This is a genomic window from Stenotrophomonas cyclobalanopsidis (assembly GCF_008710035.1).
In the GTDB taxonomy this organism is placed as follows: domain Bacteria; phylum Pseudomonadota; class Gammaproteobacteria; order Xanthomonadales; family Xanthomonadaceae; genus Stenotrophomonas; species Stenotrophomonas cyclobalanopsidis.
On record NZ_VYKI01000012.1, the window covers coordinates 38,787 to 53,615 of the forward strand.

At 66.9% G+C, this 14,829-nt stretch carries 14 protein-coding genes; 9 read left to right on the top strand and 5 right to left on the bottom strand.

What is annotated here, in order from left to right; translation table 11 throughout:
- Nucleotides 1-83: 83 nt before the first annotated feature.
- The 3 genes from FJU31_RS10955 to FJU31_RS10965 form a co-directional block, all read right to left on the bottom strand.
- Nucleotides 84-542, bottom strand: coding sequence for a hypothetical protein (locus FJU31_RS10955; RefSeq protein WP_116865350.1), 459 nt, complete (start codon nt 540-542; stop codon nt 84-86).
- Between the two features lie 195 nt (nt 543-737).
- The gene (locus tag FJU31_RS10960) at nt 738-1,598 is read right to left on the bottom strand and encodes a pirin family protein (RefSeq protein WP_150454776.1); all 861 of its coding nucleotides are present in this window, start codon (nt 1,596-1,598) and stop codon (nt 738-740) included.
- A gap of 706 nt (nt 1,599-2,304) precedes the next feature.
- The gene (locus FJU31_RS10965; protein ID WP_150454777.1) at nt 2,305-4,368 is read right to left on the bottom strand and encodes a 3-hydroxyacyl-CoA dehydrogenase NAD-binding domain-containing protein; all 2,064 of its coding nucleotides are present in this window, start codon (nt 4,366-4,368) and stop codon (nt 2,305-2,307) included.
- 235 nt (nt 4,369-4,603) lie between these two features.
- Between FJU31_RS10965 and rpoE the strand changes: the two genes are divergently transcribed.
- The 3 genes from rpoE (at nt 4,604) to FJU31_RS10980 (ending at nt 7,699) form a co-directional block, all read left to right on the top strand.
- Nucleotides 4,604-5,224, top strand: coding sequence for an RNA polymerase sigma factor RpoE (gene rpoE, locus FJU31_RS10970; RefSeq protein WP_079222753.1), 621 nt, complete (start codon nt 4,604-4,606; stop codon nt 5,222-5,224).
- Nucleotides 5,221-6,096 (top strand): sigma-E factor negative regulatory protein, encoded by an 876-nt coding sequence (locus FJU31_RS10975; RefSeq protein ID WP_150454778.1) that lies wholly within the window; start codon nt 5,221-5,223, stop codon nt 6,094-6,096. Before rpoE ends, FJU31_RS10975 begins: the two co-directional genes overlap by 4 nt.
- A 76-nt stretch (nt 6,097-6,172) precedes the next feature.
- The gene (locus FJU31_RS10980; RefSeq protein WP_150454779.1) at nt 6,173-7,699 is read left to right on the top strand and encodes a Do family serine endopeptidase; all 1,527 of its coding nucleotides are present in this window, start codon (nt 6,173-6,175) and stop codon (nt 7,697-7,699) included.
- 57 nt (nt 7,700-7,756) lie between these two features.
- Here FJU31_RS10980 and FJU31_RS19295 read toward each other — a convergent pair whose 3' ends face one another.
- Nucleotides 7,757-7,933, bottom strand: coding sequence for a hypothetical protein (locus FJU31_RS19295; protein WP_188115488.1), 177 nt, complete (start codon nt 7,931-7,933; stop codon nt 7,757-7,759).
- A 243-nt stretch (nt 7,934-8,176) separates the two neighbouring features.
- Here FJU31_RS19295 and lepA point away from each other — a divergent pair, with 243 nt between their 5' ends.
- The 6 genes from lepA to recO are packed head-to-tail and all read left to right on the top strand — an operon-like array spanning nt 8,177 to nt 13,536.
- On the top strand, nt 8,177-9,970 hold the full coding sequence (gene lepA / locus FJU31_RS10985) for a translation elongation factor 4 (RefSeq protein ID WP_188115490.1): 1,794 nt from the start codon (nt 8,177-8,179) through the stop codon (nt 9,968-9,970).
- A gap of 54 nt (nt 9,971-10,024) precedes the next feature.
- Complete coding sequence (gene lepB, locus FJU31_RS10990) at nt 10,025-10,819, top strand: signal peptidase I (RefSeq protein ID WP_150454781.1); 795 nt, start codon at nt 10,025-10,027, stop codon at nt 10,817-10,819.
- 32 nt (nt 10,820-10,851) lie between these two features.
- Complete coding sequence (locus FJU31_RS10995) at nt 10,852-11,235, top strand: DUF4845 domain-containing protein (RefSeq protein ID WP_150454782.1); 384 nt, start codon at nt 10,852-10,854, stop codon at nt 11,233-11,235.
- Nucleotides 11,225-11,905, top strand: coding sequence for a ribonuclease III (gene rnc, locus FJU31_RS11000; RefSeq protein ID WP_150454783.1), 681 nt, complete (start codon nt 11,225-11,227; stop codon nt 11,903-11,905). Before FJU31_RS10995 ends, rnc begins: the two co-directional genes overlap by 11 nt.
- Nucleotides 11,902-12,798, top strand: a complete 897-nt coding sequence (gene era / locus FJU31_RS11005) for a GTPase Era (RefSeq protein ID WP_150454784.1) — start codon at nt 11,902-11,904, stop codon at nt 12,796-12,798. The genes rnc and era overlap by 4 nt, the downstream gene beginning before the upstream one ends.
- An 18-nt stretch (nt 12,799-12,816) precedes the next feature.
- Nucleotides 12,817-13,536, top strand: a complete 720-nt coding sequence (recO, locus tag FJU31_RS11010) for a DNA repair protein RecO (protein ID WP_108769589.1) — start codon at nt 12,817-12,819, stop codon at nt 13,534-13,536.
- 548 nt (nt 13,537-14,084) lie between these two features.
- Here recO and FJU31_RS11015 read toward each other — a convergent pair.
- Nucleotides 14,085-14,807 (bottom strand): response regulator, encoded by a 723-nt coding sequence (locus FJU31_RS11015; RefSeq protein WP_150454848.1) that lies wholly within the window; start codon nt 14,805-14,807, stop codon nt 14,085-14,087.
- Between the last annotated feature and the right edge of the window lie 22 nt (nt 14,808-14,829).

Here is a 14,829-nt window from a genome sequence, read left to right on the forward strand (position 1 = left end):
CGCCCGTTCGCCGGGCATGGCCCGGCGCTACCGAGCAATGTTGAAGTGCGGGAATGCTGCCAGGCAGTCATCCCCGTGCCCGCTCAGCGTCCGTCGGCCACGGCCGACGGGGTCAGGCTCATGCCCTGCGCCAGCTGCTGCAGGCTGCCCAGTTCCTGGGTGCTGCCCGGGTACAGCGCGATCTGCGCATAGCGGCCCTTGTCCAGCTTGATCACGCTGATGCGCCGCTCGGCATAGCCCGGCGGTTGCTGGCCGCCCAGATCGGGCTGGTACCAGTACATCGATTCACCGCCGAAGCTGCCCTTTTCCTGGCGCAGCGAACGACTGAGCGGAATGCCCGGATCGCGCTGGCTGAGCATCAGGCTCAGCACTTCGCGGCCATCGGCGGTGGCCGCACGGCACACCACGAAATCAGCTTGTGCCTGCTCCTGCCATTGCAGGCCGCTGCTGGCGGGCAGCGACGGACACTCGACCGGAGCCTGTGCGGCGGCCTGGGCCGCGGCAAACAACAGGCTCGACAACACAACAGGCGCGAACTTCATGCATCCCCCAAGGTGGCGTGTCGTAAGGCTCCACCGGCGCGCCGGTGGCGGTGGCATCCCATCCCCGGATGCCAAGCCGTCCGCAGCTGTACGGACGGTCATCCTGACCTTAACGGAATGTGAGCGGCCGCACAAATTCCGGTTACAACCGTAACCATCACGTTGGGTAGAGTCGACCGTTGGTCGACTGCGGTTCTACTGCGGCAGCGGAATGAATTCCTTGTCGTCGCCGGGGATGGTACCGAAGCGGCCGGCCTCCCAATCGTGCTTGGCCTGTTCGATGCGCTCCTTGGAACTGGACACGAAGTTCCACCACAGGTGACGCGGGCCATCGAGCGGCTCGCCACCGAACAGCATCGCCTTCACCGGCGTCTTCGCGCGCAGGCGGCCAACGGCGCCGGCTTCGGGAATGACCAGGTGCTGGGCCGGGATGTCCACGCCATCCAGCTGGGCCTGGCCCTCGAGGATGTACAACGCGCGTTCGCGATGGCCGTTGTCGATATCGATCTCCGCATCCGGGTCGAGGTCGATGGCCACGTTCAGCGTATCGGCGAACACCTTCACCGGCGATTCCTCGCCATAGGCGCGGCCGGCGATCACACGCAGCCACGCGCCGTTGCGGCGCTGCTCGGGCAGGGTGGCGGCGGCATGGTGGTAGAACGCCGGCTCGATCTCCTCGTGCGACTTCGGCAGCGCGACCCAGGTCTGCATGCCGTGGATCGGGTTGTCGTGGCTGCGGTCCGGCGGCGGGGTGCGCTCGGAATGGGCGATGCCGCGGCCGGCAGTCATCCAGTTCACGTCGCCGGGGCGGATGACCTGGTCCGAGCCCAGCGTATCGCGGTGGCCGATGGCGCCGGACCACAGGTAGGTGACGGTGGCCAGGCCGATATGCGGGTGCGGGCGCACGTCGATGGCAGTGCCGGGGTGCATGATGGCCGGGCCCATCTGGTCGACGAACACGAACGAGCCGATGCTGCGGGCCTGCAGGGTGGGCACCGCGCGGCGCACTTCCAGGCCGCCGATGTCGTGGACGCGCGGGGCGATGATGGTGGTCATGCGGGCGTTCTCGCTGGCAGGGATCAAGGGCGCCAGCATGGCATGCGGTCGTGGCGGGCACATGCCCCATGCGGGTAACAGGCTGTTCCGTAGCGTCGAGCTTGCTCGACTGGGTTCCGGCCAACGGCGCAGCCCCTCGTGGCTGGTCGATCGGTAGAGTCGACTGTTAGTCGACTGGCGCTGAGGTTTGCCGGGCGCGTCAGCCACGGAAGAGAAAAAGGAAAATCAACATCAAACGCCGGTGGCTTCGCTCGCATCCACGCAGGCGTGCCAACGGCGCAGCCCCTCGTGGCTGGTCGATCGGTAGAGTCGACTGTTAGTCGACTGGCGCTGAGGTTTGCCGGACGGGTGGGCTGCGCAGGGGACGCTGCAAGTACGTCCGTGTAAGCTCGGTCGCCGCATCCATGCGGCTCACGCCCCTGCGCAACCCACCCGCCCGGCCCCCGACAGTTTCCGGGCGCGTCAGCCACGGAAAAGAAAAAGGAAAATCAACATCAAACGCCGGTCGCTTCGCTCGCATCCACGCAGGCGTGGACCAAGCGTGTCGACCAAGGTCGACACCTACCGCAGCGGGGTTACCCGCCCACACCGCCCCGCCCAACAAACAGAAAAGCCAGAGCCGGCTGTTGCTCCGGCTTCAGGAGCAGTCGAGCAAGCTCGACTCTACGGGGCGGCGGGTGCCGGGCCGCAGGCCCGGCCGACACATTCACACCACCGGTTCGCGCAGGACGGGGTTGTCCCAGCCCGGTCGCGGGGCGAAACGGTCGCCGTGGCGCTGCTGCAGCGCCTTCAGCCGCTCTACGATCGCATCGGCGCCCACCGCACGGATGTGCTGGATCGGACCACCACGGAACGGGGCAAAGCCCGTACCGAAGATCACGCCCGCATCCAGCAGGTCCGCATCGGCCACCACGCCTTCGTGCAGGCAGGCCACCGCTTCGTTCAGCAGCGGCAGGATCAGGCGGTCTTCCAGGTCCGCCGGGGCCTGGTAGCCGCCGGCCACGTCCGGCTTCTTCGCCCGGCCGTTTTCCCAGGTGTAGATGCCCTGGCCATCCTTCTTGCCGCGCTTGGCAGGGTCCACCGTTGCCAGCGCTTCGGGCACCTGCAGGCCCAGGAACGGTGCCAGCTCCTTGCCCACGCCGGCGGCCACGTCCAGGCCCACCGTGTCGATCAGTTCGATCGGGCCCATCGGCATGCCGAACTTCACCGCCGCCTTGTCGATCACCGGGCCCGGAATGCCTTCGGCATACGCGGTGGCCGCTTCCAGCATGTACGGGAACAGCACGCGGTTGACCAGGAAGCCCGGGCTGCCGGCCACCGGCACCGGGAACTTGCCCAGCGCCTTGCAGAATGCGGCCAGGCGGCGTTCGGTCTCCGGCGCCATGCCGTCGTGGTGGATGATTTCCACCAGCGGCATCTGTGCCACCGGGTTGAAGTAGTGCAGGCCGGCGAACTGGGCCGGGCGCTGGATGTGGTCGCGCAGTTCCACCAGCGGAATCGACGAGGTGTTGGTGGTCAGCAGCGCGTCCAGCTTCATCTTCGGTTCCAGCGTCTGGTACAGCGCACGCTTGGCCTCCGGGTTCTCGACGATGGCTTCGATGACCAGGTCGGCCTCGGCCACGCCGTTGCCTTCCAGGTCCGCACGCAGGCGCGCGGCCACCGCCGGGCGCTTGCTCTCCTCGCGCACCTTCTTGGCGAACAGGGCCTGCGCGCGTTCCATGGCCGGGTCGATGAAGCGCTGCTCACGGTCCTGCAGCGTCACCTCGAAGCCCTTGTAGGCAGCCCAGGCGGCAATGTCGCCGCCCATCACGCCGGCGCCGACCACGTGCACGTGGCGGATGCCGGAATCGCCGCCGCCCAGGCCCTTCAGGCGTTCGGTCAGGAAAAAGATGCGGATCAGGTTGCGCGCGGTCGGCGTGCTGGCCAGCTTCACCACCGCGCGGCGCTCGGCGTCCAGGCGCGCCTGCACCGGCTTGCCGGCGGTACGCTGCCAGGTGCTGATCAGCGCGTACGGCGCCGGATAATGGTCCTTCTTCGCCTTGCGTGCGACCTGCTTGACCATCTGCGGGGCCAGCAGCTTGCGCGCCAGCCAGGTGTTGGTCGCCCAGGCGGTCGCGCGCTGCTTGAACGGGCGGGTGGTGCCGGACAAGGCCAGGGCCACGGCGGTATCGAGCACCACCGCCGGGGCCACCACCTTGTCGACCAGGCCGATGCCGCGGGCGGCCGAGGCTGACAGGGTGCGGCCGGTCAGCATCATGTCCATGGCCGCGGGCGCGCCCACCAGCTGCGGCAGGCGCGCGCTGCCGCCCCAGCCCGGGAAAATGCCCAGCTGGGTCTCCGGCAGGCCGATGCGGGTGCTGCTGTCATTGGAGGCCACGCGGTAGCGGCAGGCCAGGGCCAGCTCGGTGCCGCCGCCCAGGCAGTGGCCGTGGATGGCCGCCACGGTGGGGCAGGGCAGCTCGGCCAGCTTCTGGTAGGTGGACTGGCCGCGGCGGATCGCGTCGTTCACGGTGCCGCGGCGGTCGAACTCCTGGAACTCCTTCAGGTCCGCCCCGGCGATGAAGCCGGCTTTCTTCAGCGACTGGATGACCACGCCCTTGGGCGGGTCCAGGGCGATGCGCTCGAGCAGGTCGCCCAGCTCCAGCAGCACGTCCTGCGACATCGCGTTGACACTGCTGTCCTGGCGATCCAAGGACAGCACGACCACGCCGTCATCGCGGATCTCGGGGTGCCAGTGGCTGAAGCGGAGACCATCGAAGCCTGAGAGCATGAACGTTCCATCCGGTTGTGTATGGAGAAGCGGCTATGATCCAGAGGTTGTTTCCCCCGCGTCAAATCCCTATAGCTGGGGAGTGGCGACCCCGGATCCATGGCCCCGGACCGGGACGTTAGCGGAACGGTGGTTAAAAGCTGGTGCGGCGCCAGGTGATCGGCGGCTGAACTTTTCCCGGGATTGGCAGTCTCATTGCCCGACGTCGGTTGGGCTGACAGGAGTGCGGCCCCTCATGGCCGATGTTGAAACACCACAGGAGCTGGATCTGGAACTGGTCCGGCGCGTGCAGCGCGGCGAGAGCGCGGCCTTCGATGTCCTGGTACGCAAGTACCAGCACCGGGTCGTCGGTCTGGTCGGTCGCTACATCGCCGACTGGAGCGAATGTCAGGACGTCGCCCAGGACACTTTCATCCGCGCCTACCGCGCGATCGGAAGTTTCCGCGGTGATGCCCAGTTCTCCACCTGGTTGCATCGGATCGCCGTGAACACTGCCAAAAACTACCTGGCTTCACACAACCGCCGCCCGCCGACCGATGACATCGACATCGGCGATGCCGAGCAGTTCGATACCGGGACACGCCTGCGCGACACCGACACGCCCGAACGCGAGTTGATGCGCCAGGAGCTGGAACAGACGGTGATGAAGGCCGTCAACGCGCTGCCGGAAGAACTCCGGTCGGCGATCACCCTGCGCGAGGTGGAAGGCCTGAGTTACGAGGAAATCGCGCAGAAGATGGGGTGCCCGATCGGCACCGTGCGGTCCCGGATCTTCCGGGCGCGCGAGGCGATCGACACTGAACTCCGGCCGCTGCTGGACATCGGCAGCGCCACCCGCGAGAAGAGCCGCGTATGACCCACAGTCCGTTGAACGAATCGCAGAACCACCAATCCCCCGCCGGGCAGCGCCTGGACCAGCGCCACCGCGAACAGCTGTCGGCCCTGGTCGATGGCGAGCTTGGTGCCGATGAGGCGCGCTTCCTGCTGCGCCGCATGGAGCACGACCCGGAACTGTCCGGCAGCCAGGAACGCTGGCAGCTGATCGGTGACGTCATGCGTGGCCAGGCGTCGCTGCTGGCCCCGCCGGGGTTCAGTGCCGCCGTGGCTGCTGCCATCGCCGCCGAGCCGGCGCCGCAGGCCGAGCCGCGCCGCCAGGTGCGCCGCACCGGTTGGCGTGCATGGGGTGGCGGTGCCGCACTGGCCGCCTCTGTGGCTGCCGTGGCCCTGTTCATGGGCGGCGAGAAACTGAGGGATGCCGGCCCTGCCGAAGCCCAGCCGCCGCAGGTGGTGGCCAGCGAGGCCGAACTGGCTCCTGCGCCCGACCAGGCCGCGGTCACCGAAGCCTCGGCCGACTCCGCTGCGATGGCCGTGGTCGCTGCCCCCACCGTGGCGATGGCCGCCAGCCGCCGCCAGGACGCTCGCCGCGCCAGCGCTACCCGCAGCCAGCAGGCCGCGCGCGTGGCCCAGCGGGACGACGCGCCGCAGCGTGCGGTGGCCGCCGCGCAGCCGGCGCTGAGCCCCAGCGTGCCGGCCAGCAGCACCCGCCACCTGCCCTTCGGCGATGTCGGCAGCCTGCAGGCCCGGCCGTGGCCGAAGTCCAGCCTGGCCCCGGCCGGGGGCGGCGCGCTCAACGCCAGCTTCCCGACCTCGTCCGGTGGCGCCGCGTTCTACCCGTTCGAACCGCGCCTGCAGGAAGAACTGCCAGCGCCGCAGCGCCCGCGCGACTGACGCGTGCGGGCCCATGCCCCGCCACTGGCGGGGCCCTCCTTCCCCCCTCTCCATCCGATCCGGAGGTTGCCGTCCGATGACTCACCGACTCCGCACGCAGGCCATGGGCCTGCTCGCCCTGACCCTGCCGCTGGTGGCCTGTGCCCAGCCCGCCGCGCCGGCCGCACCGCAGGCGGCCCCGGCCGTCGCCGCCGCGCCGCGTGCCCCGGCACAGCCGCTGGTCAGCGGCCTGCCTGATTTCACGAACCTGGTCGAACAGGTCGGCCCCGGCGTGGTCAACGTCGACGTCACCATCGTGCGCAACAACCGCCAGGCCTCGCGCGGCCCGATGGGCGACGACGACATGCCGGAGTTCTTCCGCCGCTTCTTCGGCCCTGATTTCCCGATGCCGGGGCAGGGCCAGGGTGGCCAGGACGGCGGCCCCAGCATCAAGGGCCGGGGCATGGGCTCGGGCTTCATCATCTCGCCCGACGGCTACGTGCTGACCAACTACCACGTGGTGGCCGACGCCAGCGACGTGAAGGTGAAGCTGGGCGACAGCCGCGAGTTCACCGCCAAGGTGGTCGGCAGCGACCAGCAGTACGACGTGGCCCTGCTGAAGATCGACGGCAGGAACCTGCCGACCGTGCGCGTGGGCGATTCCAACACCCTCAAGCCGGGCCAGTGGGTTGTCGCGATCGGCTCGCCGTTCGGCCTCGACCATTCGGTCACCGCCGGCGTGGTCAGCGCCGTCGGCCGCAGCACCGGCGGTCCGGACCAGCGCTATGTGCCCTTCATCCAGACCGACGTGGCGATCAACCAGGGCAACTCCGGTGGCCCGCTGCTGAACACCCGCGGTGAAGTGGTCGGCATCAACTCGCAGATATTCTCCGCCTCCGGCGGCTACATGGGCATCAGCTTCGCGATCCCGATCGACCTGGCGATGAGCGCGGTCGAGCAGATCAAGAAGAGCGGCAAGGTCACCCGTGGCCAGATCGGGGTCGCGCTGGATCCTCGTCCGATTGACGCCACCATGGCGAAGGGCTTGGGCATGTCCGATACCCAGGGCGCGCTGGTCAATGAAGTCGTGCCCGGGAGTCCCAGCGCCAACGCTGGTCTGCAGCCAATGGATGTGATTCGCTCGGTCAACAATGTTCAAATCCGGGATGCTTCGCAGGTTCCGCCCATGATTGGCGTCATGGCTCCCGGGTCGTCTGTGGTGCTGGATGTCCTGCGTGATGGAAAGCAGCGCAGCCTGAAGGTGGTGGTCGGTGCCGAGTCTTCTCAGGCAGAAGGAGGCAATGCTCGGGGTGATGGTAATGCAGATCGGCAGCCTGGGGTGGCAGATAGGCTGGGATTATCGGTCGAAGACATTGACGCTCCAACCCAGAAGCAACTGGGCCTCAAGTCCGGCGGTGTACGCATCACTCAAGCTGCAGAAGTGGCTCGGGATGCGGGATTAGTCAGGGGCTTGGTCATCACCCAGGTAGGCAGAACTCCGGTCAGGAGCGCTTCTCAATTTACGGGTTTGGTGAGTAGCGCCAAGGCAGGGGACGCGATCGTCTTGTTGGTCTATAACCCCCAGAATGGAGCAAGCCGCTTTGTCGCCCTGACTGCCAAGTGATGTGATTTAAATTGCATGGGTGCGGAATGGCGCCGCACCCATGCGTTAATTGTTCATTCAGACTTCCAGGTGTCTCTCCACGCAGTTTCCATAACCATTACTGTCGATAAAGCAACATTGGTACAGATCGCAAACCTTGATCAGTTCGGCGCTGTCCAGGGCAGGGTTGCTGGCCTTTGCAGATGCCAATGCTAGCGACAGACTCAGCGCTGCCACGGCAATGGCCTTGTTCATCATGGTCGACTCCTTTGTTCAGTTTGGATGGTTGCGGGGTTGGCCGCGATGCATTGATGCCACTTGAGTCAGTGCATGGGAATGAGGATGTTTGCAATGCCCCGAAGCCCCGCCCCGGCGGGGCTTCGGTCATTCCGGGCCCTGCGCGATCAGGCCGCTTTCGCGGTGGGGCCCCGGGCATGCGATAATCGACCGTTACCCTGACGACGCCGCGCGCCGCCGCCACCTATGTCTTCTGATTCGATGCGGAACATCCGCAACTTCTCCATCATTGCCCACGTCGACCACGGCAAGTCCACGCTGGCCGACCGCATCATCCAGCTTTGCGGCGGCCTGCAGGCCCGCGAGATGGAAGCGCAGGTGCTCGATTCGAACCCGATCGAGCGCGAGCGTGGCATCACCATCAAGGCCCAGTCGGTCTCGCTGCCGTATGTCGCGAAGGACGGCCAGACCTACCACCTGAACTTCATCGACACCCCCGGCCACGTCGACTTCTCCTATGAAGTCAGCCGTTCGCTGGCCGCCTGCGAAGGCGCGCTGCTGGTGGTCGATGCCGCCCAGGGCGTGGAAGCGCAGTCGGTGGCCAACTGCTACACCGCCGTCGAGCAGGGCCTGGAAGTGGTGCCGGTGATCAACAAGATCGACCTGCCCACCGCCGACATCGAGCGCGCCAAGGCCGAGATCGAGGCCGTCATCGGCATCGACGCCGCCGACGCCGTGCCGGTCAGCGCCAAGACCGGCCTGAACGTGCAGGACGTGCTGGAAGCCATCGTGCATCGCATTCCGGCCCCGGTGCCGCGCGATACCGACAAGCTGCAGGCGCTGATCATCGACTCCTGGTTCGACAACTACCTGGGCGTGGTCTCGCTGGTGCGCGTCATGCAGGGCCAGATCAAGGCCGGCGACAAGCTGCAGGTCATGTCCACCGGCCGTACCCACCAGGTCGACAACGTCGGCGTGTTCACGCCCAAGCGCAAGGTGCTGCCGGCGCTGCGTGCCGGTGAAGTGGGCTGGGTCACCGCCAGCATCAAGGATGTCCATGGTGCGCCGGTCGGCGATACGCTGACCCTGGCCGCCGATCCGGCGCCGAAGCCGCTGCCGGGCTTCCAGGAAATGCAGCCGCGCGTGTTCGCCGGCCTGTTCCCGGTCGACGCCGAGGACTACCCGGACCTGCGCGAGGCGCTGGACAAGCTGCGCCTCAACGACGCGGCGCTGCGCTTCGAGCCGGAAAGCTCCGAGGCGATGGGCTTCGGCTTCCGCTGCGGCTTCCTCGGCATGCTGCACATGGAAATCGTGCAGGAGCGCCTGGAACGCGAATACAACCTGGACCTGATCAGCACCGCGCCGACGGTGATCTATGAAGTCCTTAAGACCGACGGCACCATCGTCAACATGGACAACCCGGCCAAGCTGCCGCCGGTCAACCATGTCGAGGAGATCCGCGAGCCGATCATCCGCGCCAACGTGCTCACCCCCGAGGAGTACATCGGCAACATCATCAAGCTGTGCGAGGAAAAGCGCGGCAGCCAGCTCGGCATCAACTACCTGGGCAGCCAGGTGCAGATCAGCTACGAGCTGCCGATGGCCGAAGTGGTGCTGGACTTCTTCGACAAGCTGAAGTCGGTCAGCCGTGGCTATGCCTCGCTGGACTACCACTTCGTGCGCTTCGACGCCGGCCCGTTCGTGCGCGTGGACGTGCTGATCAACGGTGACAAGGTCGACGCCCTGTCGCTGATCGTGCACCGCAGCCATGCCGACCGCCGCGGCCGCGAGCTGTGCGAGAAGATGAAGGACCTGATCCCGCGCCAGCAGTTCGACGTGGCCATCCAGGCCGCCGTCGGCTCGCAGATCATCGCCCGCACCACGGTCAAGGCCATGCGCAAGAACGTGCTGGCCAAGTGCTATGGTGGCGACGTTTCGCGCAAGAAGAAGCTTCTGGAAAAGCAGAAGGAAGGCAAGAAGCGCATGAAGCAGGTCGGCCGCGTGGAAATCCCGCAGGAAGCCTTCCTGGCCGTGCTGCAGATGGACAACAAGTAAGCCCGCAGCGGCCCTTCGGGGCCGTTCGTCCGGTGACGTTGCAAAGGACCCTGAATGAAATTGTTTGAGATCCTCCTGGTCGTACTGACCCTGGCCTCGGGCCTGATCCTGCTGGCCGACAAGCTGTACCTGGCCAAGCGCCGCGCCCAGCGCGCCGGCCTGCTGGATACCGAGCCGGTGCTGGTGGACTACTCACGCGCCTTCTTCCCGGTGCTGGTGGTGGTGCTGATCGTGCGCAGCTTCATTGCCGAGCCGTACAAGATCCCGTCCAGCTCGATGATGCCGAACCTGCTGATCGGCGATTTCATCCTGGTCAACAAGTTCTCCTACGGCCTGCGCCTGCCGATCACCAACACCAAGTTCGTGCCTTTCGGCGAACCCTCGCGCGGCGATGTGGTGGTGTTCCACTTCCCGGGCCACGGCGACAACGATCCGGCCAAGGGCGAGAACTTCATCAAGCGCGTCATCGGCGTGCCGGGCGACACCGTGGTCTTCGAAGGCGACGGCGTCATCCTCAATGGCGAGCCGCTGAAGTACGACAACAAGGGCATCTACGCCGGCGACAAGGGCCAGGGCGAGGGCGCCAACCTGCTGGTCGAGCACCTGCCGGGCCGCACCCACACCGTGCTGGAGACCGACTATCCTCGCGGCCAGGGCCAGTGGACCGTGCCGGCTGGCAAATACCTGGTGATGGGCGACAATCGCGACAACAGCGATGACGGCCGTTTCTGGGGCCTGCTGCCGGAAGAAAACCTGCGCGGCCGTGCGTTCCTGATCTGGCTGAACTGCCAGGGCTGGTTCTGCAAGGATGGCTTCCAGCCGTCGCGGATCGGCTCGGGCATCAACTGACTTCACATCCACGCGTATCTGGGGAGAACGCAATGAAGACGATGAACACGCAGCGCGGCATGACCCTGACCTCCTTCCTGGTGGTCCTGATCGTGGTTGGTTTCTTCCTGTACGTCGGCATGAAGCTGTTCCCGATGTACCAGGAGTACTACGCCGTGCGCTCGGCGATGAAGAGCCTGGCCAACGAGCCTGGCGTCGGCACCATGGCGCCGGCGCAGATCCAGGACCTGTTCTTCAAGCGCCTGTACATCAACTACTCGGACAACGTGAAGCCGTCCAACGTCAAGTTCAACCGTCGTGACAACGGCTGGACCCTCAACGTCAATTACGAAGTGCGTCGCCCGCTGGTGGGCAACCTCGACGTGGTTGGCAAGTTCGAATCATCCCAGGACCTCGTTCGTAGCGGTGCCCAGTAAATTCATCCAACGTGGTGACCTGATCGGTCACGTTTTCAGCGATCCAGCCCTGCTCAAGCAGGCGCTGACCCATCGCAGTGCCGGTGCGCCGCATAACGAGCGCCTGGAATTCCTTGGCGACAGCATCGTCAACATGATGGTCGCCGAGGCGCTGTACCAGCGCTGGCCCAAGGCCGACGAGGGTGCGATGACCCGCGCCCGCGCCGAGCTGGTGCGTGAAGGCGCGCTGGCGGTGATTGCCCGCACCCTGGAACTGGGTGAGCGGCTGACCCTGGGCCCGGGCGAACTGAAGTCCGGCGGCCACCGCCGCGACTCGATCCTGGCCGACGCCCTCGAGGCCGTGGTGGCCGCGATCTATCTGGATGCCGGTTTCGAGGCCTGCCGGGCGGTGGTGCTGCCCTGGTTCGCCGCCTCGATGGAGGCCCTGCCGGCCACCGGCCGGCCGGAGAAGGACCCCAAGACCCGCCTGCAGGAATGGCTGCAGGCCCGACAGAAGGCGTTGCCGCAGTACGAACTGGTGTCAGAATCCGGTGACGACCACGCCAAGCACTTCCGGGTACGCTGCAACGTCGCGGACCCTGCCGCCAGTACCGAGGGCGAAGGCCCCTCGCGCCGGCTTGCCGAACAACAAGCGGCTGCGGCCGTCCTAGAACAACTGGATTCCAAGTGAGCGAACAAACTCCCCATCATTGTGGCAGCGTGGCCGTCATCGGCCGCCCGAACGTGGGCAAGTCGACCCTGACCAACGCCCTGGTCGGCGCCAAGGTCAGCATCGTCTCCAACCGCCCGCAGACCACGCGCCATCGCCTGCTGGGCATCGCCACCTACCCGGACGGCCAGCTGGTGCTGGTCGACACCCCCGGCCTGCACAAGGTGCAGAAGCGGGCGATGAACCGGGTGATGAACCGCGCCGCGCGCGGCTCGCTGGAAGGCGTCGACGCCGGCCTGCTGGTGATCGAAGCCGGCCGCTGGGACGAGGAAGACAGCCTGGCCTTCAACGTGCTGCGCGATGCCGGCATCCCGGTGGTGCTGGTGGTCAACAAGATCGACCGCATGAAGGACAAGGGCGCGCTGCTGCCGTTCCTGCAGCAGGTGACCGAAGGCCGCGATTTCGCGTCCGTGCACCCGATCTCCGCGCAGAAGCGCAACGGTCTGGAAGCCCTGGTCCGCGACGTGCTGGCCCTGCTGCCGGAAGCCCCGCCGATGTTCGGCGAGGACGAGATCACCGACCGCAGCCAGCGCTTCCTGGCCGGCGAGCTGGTGCGTGAACAGCTGATGCGCCAGCTCGGCGAAGAGCTGCCGTACGCCACCACCGTGGAGATCGAGCGCTTCACCGAGGACGGCAACCTGCTGCGCATCGGTGCGGTCATCTGGGTCGAGCGCGAAGGCCAGAAGGCCATCGTGATCGGCAAGGGCGGCGCCCGCCTGAAGGACATCGGTGCCAAGTCCCGCATGCAGATGGAACGTCTGTTCGGGGCCAAGGTGTTCCTGGAGACCTGGGTGCGCGTGCGTGAAGGCTGGTCCGATGACGAGGCCGCACTGAAGGCCTTCGGCTACGAATAAGCCGCGACGGTCGCTTCGATGCTGATCGAGGACGACACCGGGTTCGTGCTGCATGCACGGGCCTACCGCGAGACCAGCCTGCTGGTCGAGGTACTGAGCGCGCAGCACGGCCGCATCGGCCTGCTGGCGCGTGGTGTGTCCACCGCAAAGGGCCAGGTGCTGCGCGCGGCCCTGCAGCCACTGCAGTGGATACGCTTCAGTGCCCTGCAGCGTGGTGAACTGGCCCAGCTGCGCGGCGCCGAGGCGCTGGACGCGGCCCCGCGCCTGGTCGGTCAGGCGATGCTGGCCGGTTTCTACCTGAGTGAACTGACCCTGCGCCTGGCCCCGCGCCAGGACCCGCTGCCGGAGTTGTACCTGGCCTACGGCGAGGCGCGCGCGCGGCTGGCGGTGGGTGCCGGTCTGGCGTGGACGCTGCGCCGTTTCGAGCGTGAGTTGCTGGCGGCGCTGGGGCTGGGCTTCGAGCTGGACACAGCCAGCGACGGCCAGCCGGTGGACCCGGCGGCACGCTACGAACTGGACCCGCAGGAGGGCCCGCAGCGCCTGCTGAGCGAGCGCGGCGGCGAACGCCGGGCCGCGGCAACGGGCTCGGCGCTGCTGGCACTGGCGGCGGATGATGAGCCAGATGCGACAGACCTGGCCAGCCTGCGCCTGCCGATGCGGCGGGTGCTGTCCCATCACCTGGGGGCCAAGGGCCTCAAATCCTGGGAACTGCTCGAGCAGCTCACTCCCCGGAGGTAAGGGGGAGGGTGTCCGGCAGGGCTTGCAGCCCTGCACCTGCTTCAAGCCAGAGCAACAGCAGAAGCTGGTTTCCTGAGGGGAGGCGGGGTGGGTCCGGTTGAGGGGGACGCTGCAAGTACGTCCCTGTAAGCTCGGTCGCCGCATCCATGCGGCTCACGCCCCCTCAACCGGACCCACCCCGCCTTCGACAGTTTCCGCGAGCTGTCGGAACGGCAATCTGATCTGGTGGGTGTCGACCGTTGGTCGATACGGGGTCGGATCCCGTTGCTTCGCAACGGGCTCTGACCCCAGAAGAATTTCGATATCTGACAGATGTGCCGACCAACGGTCGGCACCCACCGACAGCCACCGGCGAACTGTCGAAGGCGGGGCACTGTGGGTTTGCGGGGTGTGAGCCGCATGGATGCGGCGACCAAGGCTACATGGACGTACTTGCGCCGTCCCCGCAAACCCACAGTGCCCCGCCATCCCACGGAATGCAGGCTTTTGACGTTGCTCTGGCTCTAGCTTTGGCAGGTGCAGGGCTGCAAGCCCTGCCGACCCATCCCTCAGTGCAGGAGCGCTGCCACCGCCGCCCGGAACCCGGCCTGCGCCGGCACCGACTCCGGCGCGTGATGCAGCTGCCGCACCGCACGCGCCAACCGCGCCGCCCCCACGAACCCGCAACTGGCCTGCAGCCGATGCAGCTGGTTGCGCAGACTCGACGCGTCGTGCTGGTCCACCGCCTGTTCCACCGCGTCGCGTACCCCCGGCAGCTCGGCCAGGAACAGCTCGCGCAGGGCGATCAGGTGGTTGCGCTGGCCGTTCAGGGCCGCCAGCGCCGCCGTCTCGTCCCAGTCCTCCACCACCAGCTCGATCGCTGCCGGCGGCGGGGTCGCTCCTGCGGGACTGTTGACCAGGGCGCGGCGCACCGCCTTCAGCAGCTGGTCGCGCCCCAGCGGCTTGACGAGGGTGTCGCTGAAGCCCGCTTCGCGCAGGCGCTCGTGGATGCTCACGTCGCCATCGGCGGTGTGGGCCAGGGCAGGCGTGTCCGGATGCGAGCGGCGCAGTTGATGCAACAGCTGCGCCCCATTGCCATCGGGCAGGTTGACGTCGATCAGCCACAGGTCATGCGCGCCGGGTTCGGCGCGGGCCAATGCACTTGCAAGTGAGTCAGCGGTGTCCACATCCGCTGGTAACGTTTCCAACGCCGCTTTGAAAAAACCACGGCTGATGATGTCGTCCTCGACAAGCAGGAAGCGGGGCCGGCTGGTCCGCGGGTTCATCTGCATCAGGGCTGCCTCCATGTCAGCT

Excerpts from the sequence above, each read along its gene's own strand:
- FJU31_RS10955 (WP_116865350.1), bottom strand. The coding sequence starts at position 542 with ATGAAGTTCGCGCCTGTTGTGTTGTCGAGCCTGTTGTTTGCCGCGGCC.
- FJU31_RS10960 (WP_150454776.1), bottom strand. The coding sequence starts at position 1,598 with ATGACCACCATCATCGCCCCGCGCGTCCACGACATCGGCGGCCTGGAA.
- FJU31_RS10965 (WP_150454777.1), bottom strand. The coding sequence starts at position 4,368 with ATGCTCTCAGGCTTCGATGGTCTCCGCTTCAGCCACTGGCACCCCGAG.
- rpoE (WP_079222753.1), top strand. The coding sequence starts at position 4,604 with ATGGCCGATGTTGAAACACCACAGGAGCTGGATCTGGAACTGGTCCGG.
- FJU31_RS10975 (WP_150454778.1), top strand. The coding sequence starts at position 5,221 with ATGACCCACAGTCCGTTGAACGAATCGCAGAACCACCAATCCCCCGCC.
- FJU31_RS10980 (WP_150454779.1), top strand. The coding sequence starts at position 6,173 with ATGACTCACCGACTCCGCACGCAGGCCATGGGCCTGCTCGCCCTGACC.
- FJU31_RS19295 (WP_188115488.1), bottom strand. The coding sequence starts at position 7,933 with ATGAACAAGGCCATTGCCGTGGCAGCGCTGAGTCTGTCGCTAGCATTG.
- lepA (WP_188115490.1), top strand. The coding sequence starts at position 8,177 with ATGCGGAACATCCGCAACTTCTCCATCATTGCCCACGTCGACCACGGC.
- lepB (WP_150454781.1), top strand. The coding sequence starts at position 10,025 with ATGAAATTGTTTGAGATCCTCCTGGTCGTACTGACCCTGGCCTCGGGC.
- FJU31_RS10995 (WP_150454782.1), top strand. The coding sequence starts at position 10,852 with ATGAAGACGATGAACACGCAGCGCGGCATGACCCTGACCTCCTTCCTG.
- recO (WP_108769589.1), top strand. The coding sequence starts at position 12,817 with ATGCTGATCGAGGACGACACCGGGTTCGTGCTGCATGCACGGGCCTAC.
- FJU31_RS11015 (WP_150454848.1), bottom strand. The coding sequence starts at position 14,807 with ATGCAGATGAACCCGCGGACCAGCCGGCCCCGCTTCCTGCTTGTCGAG.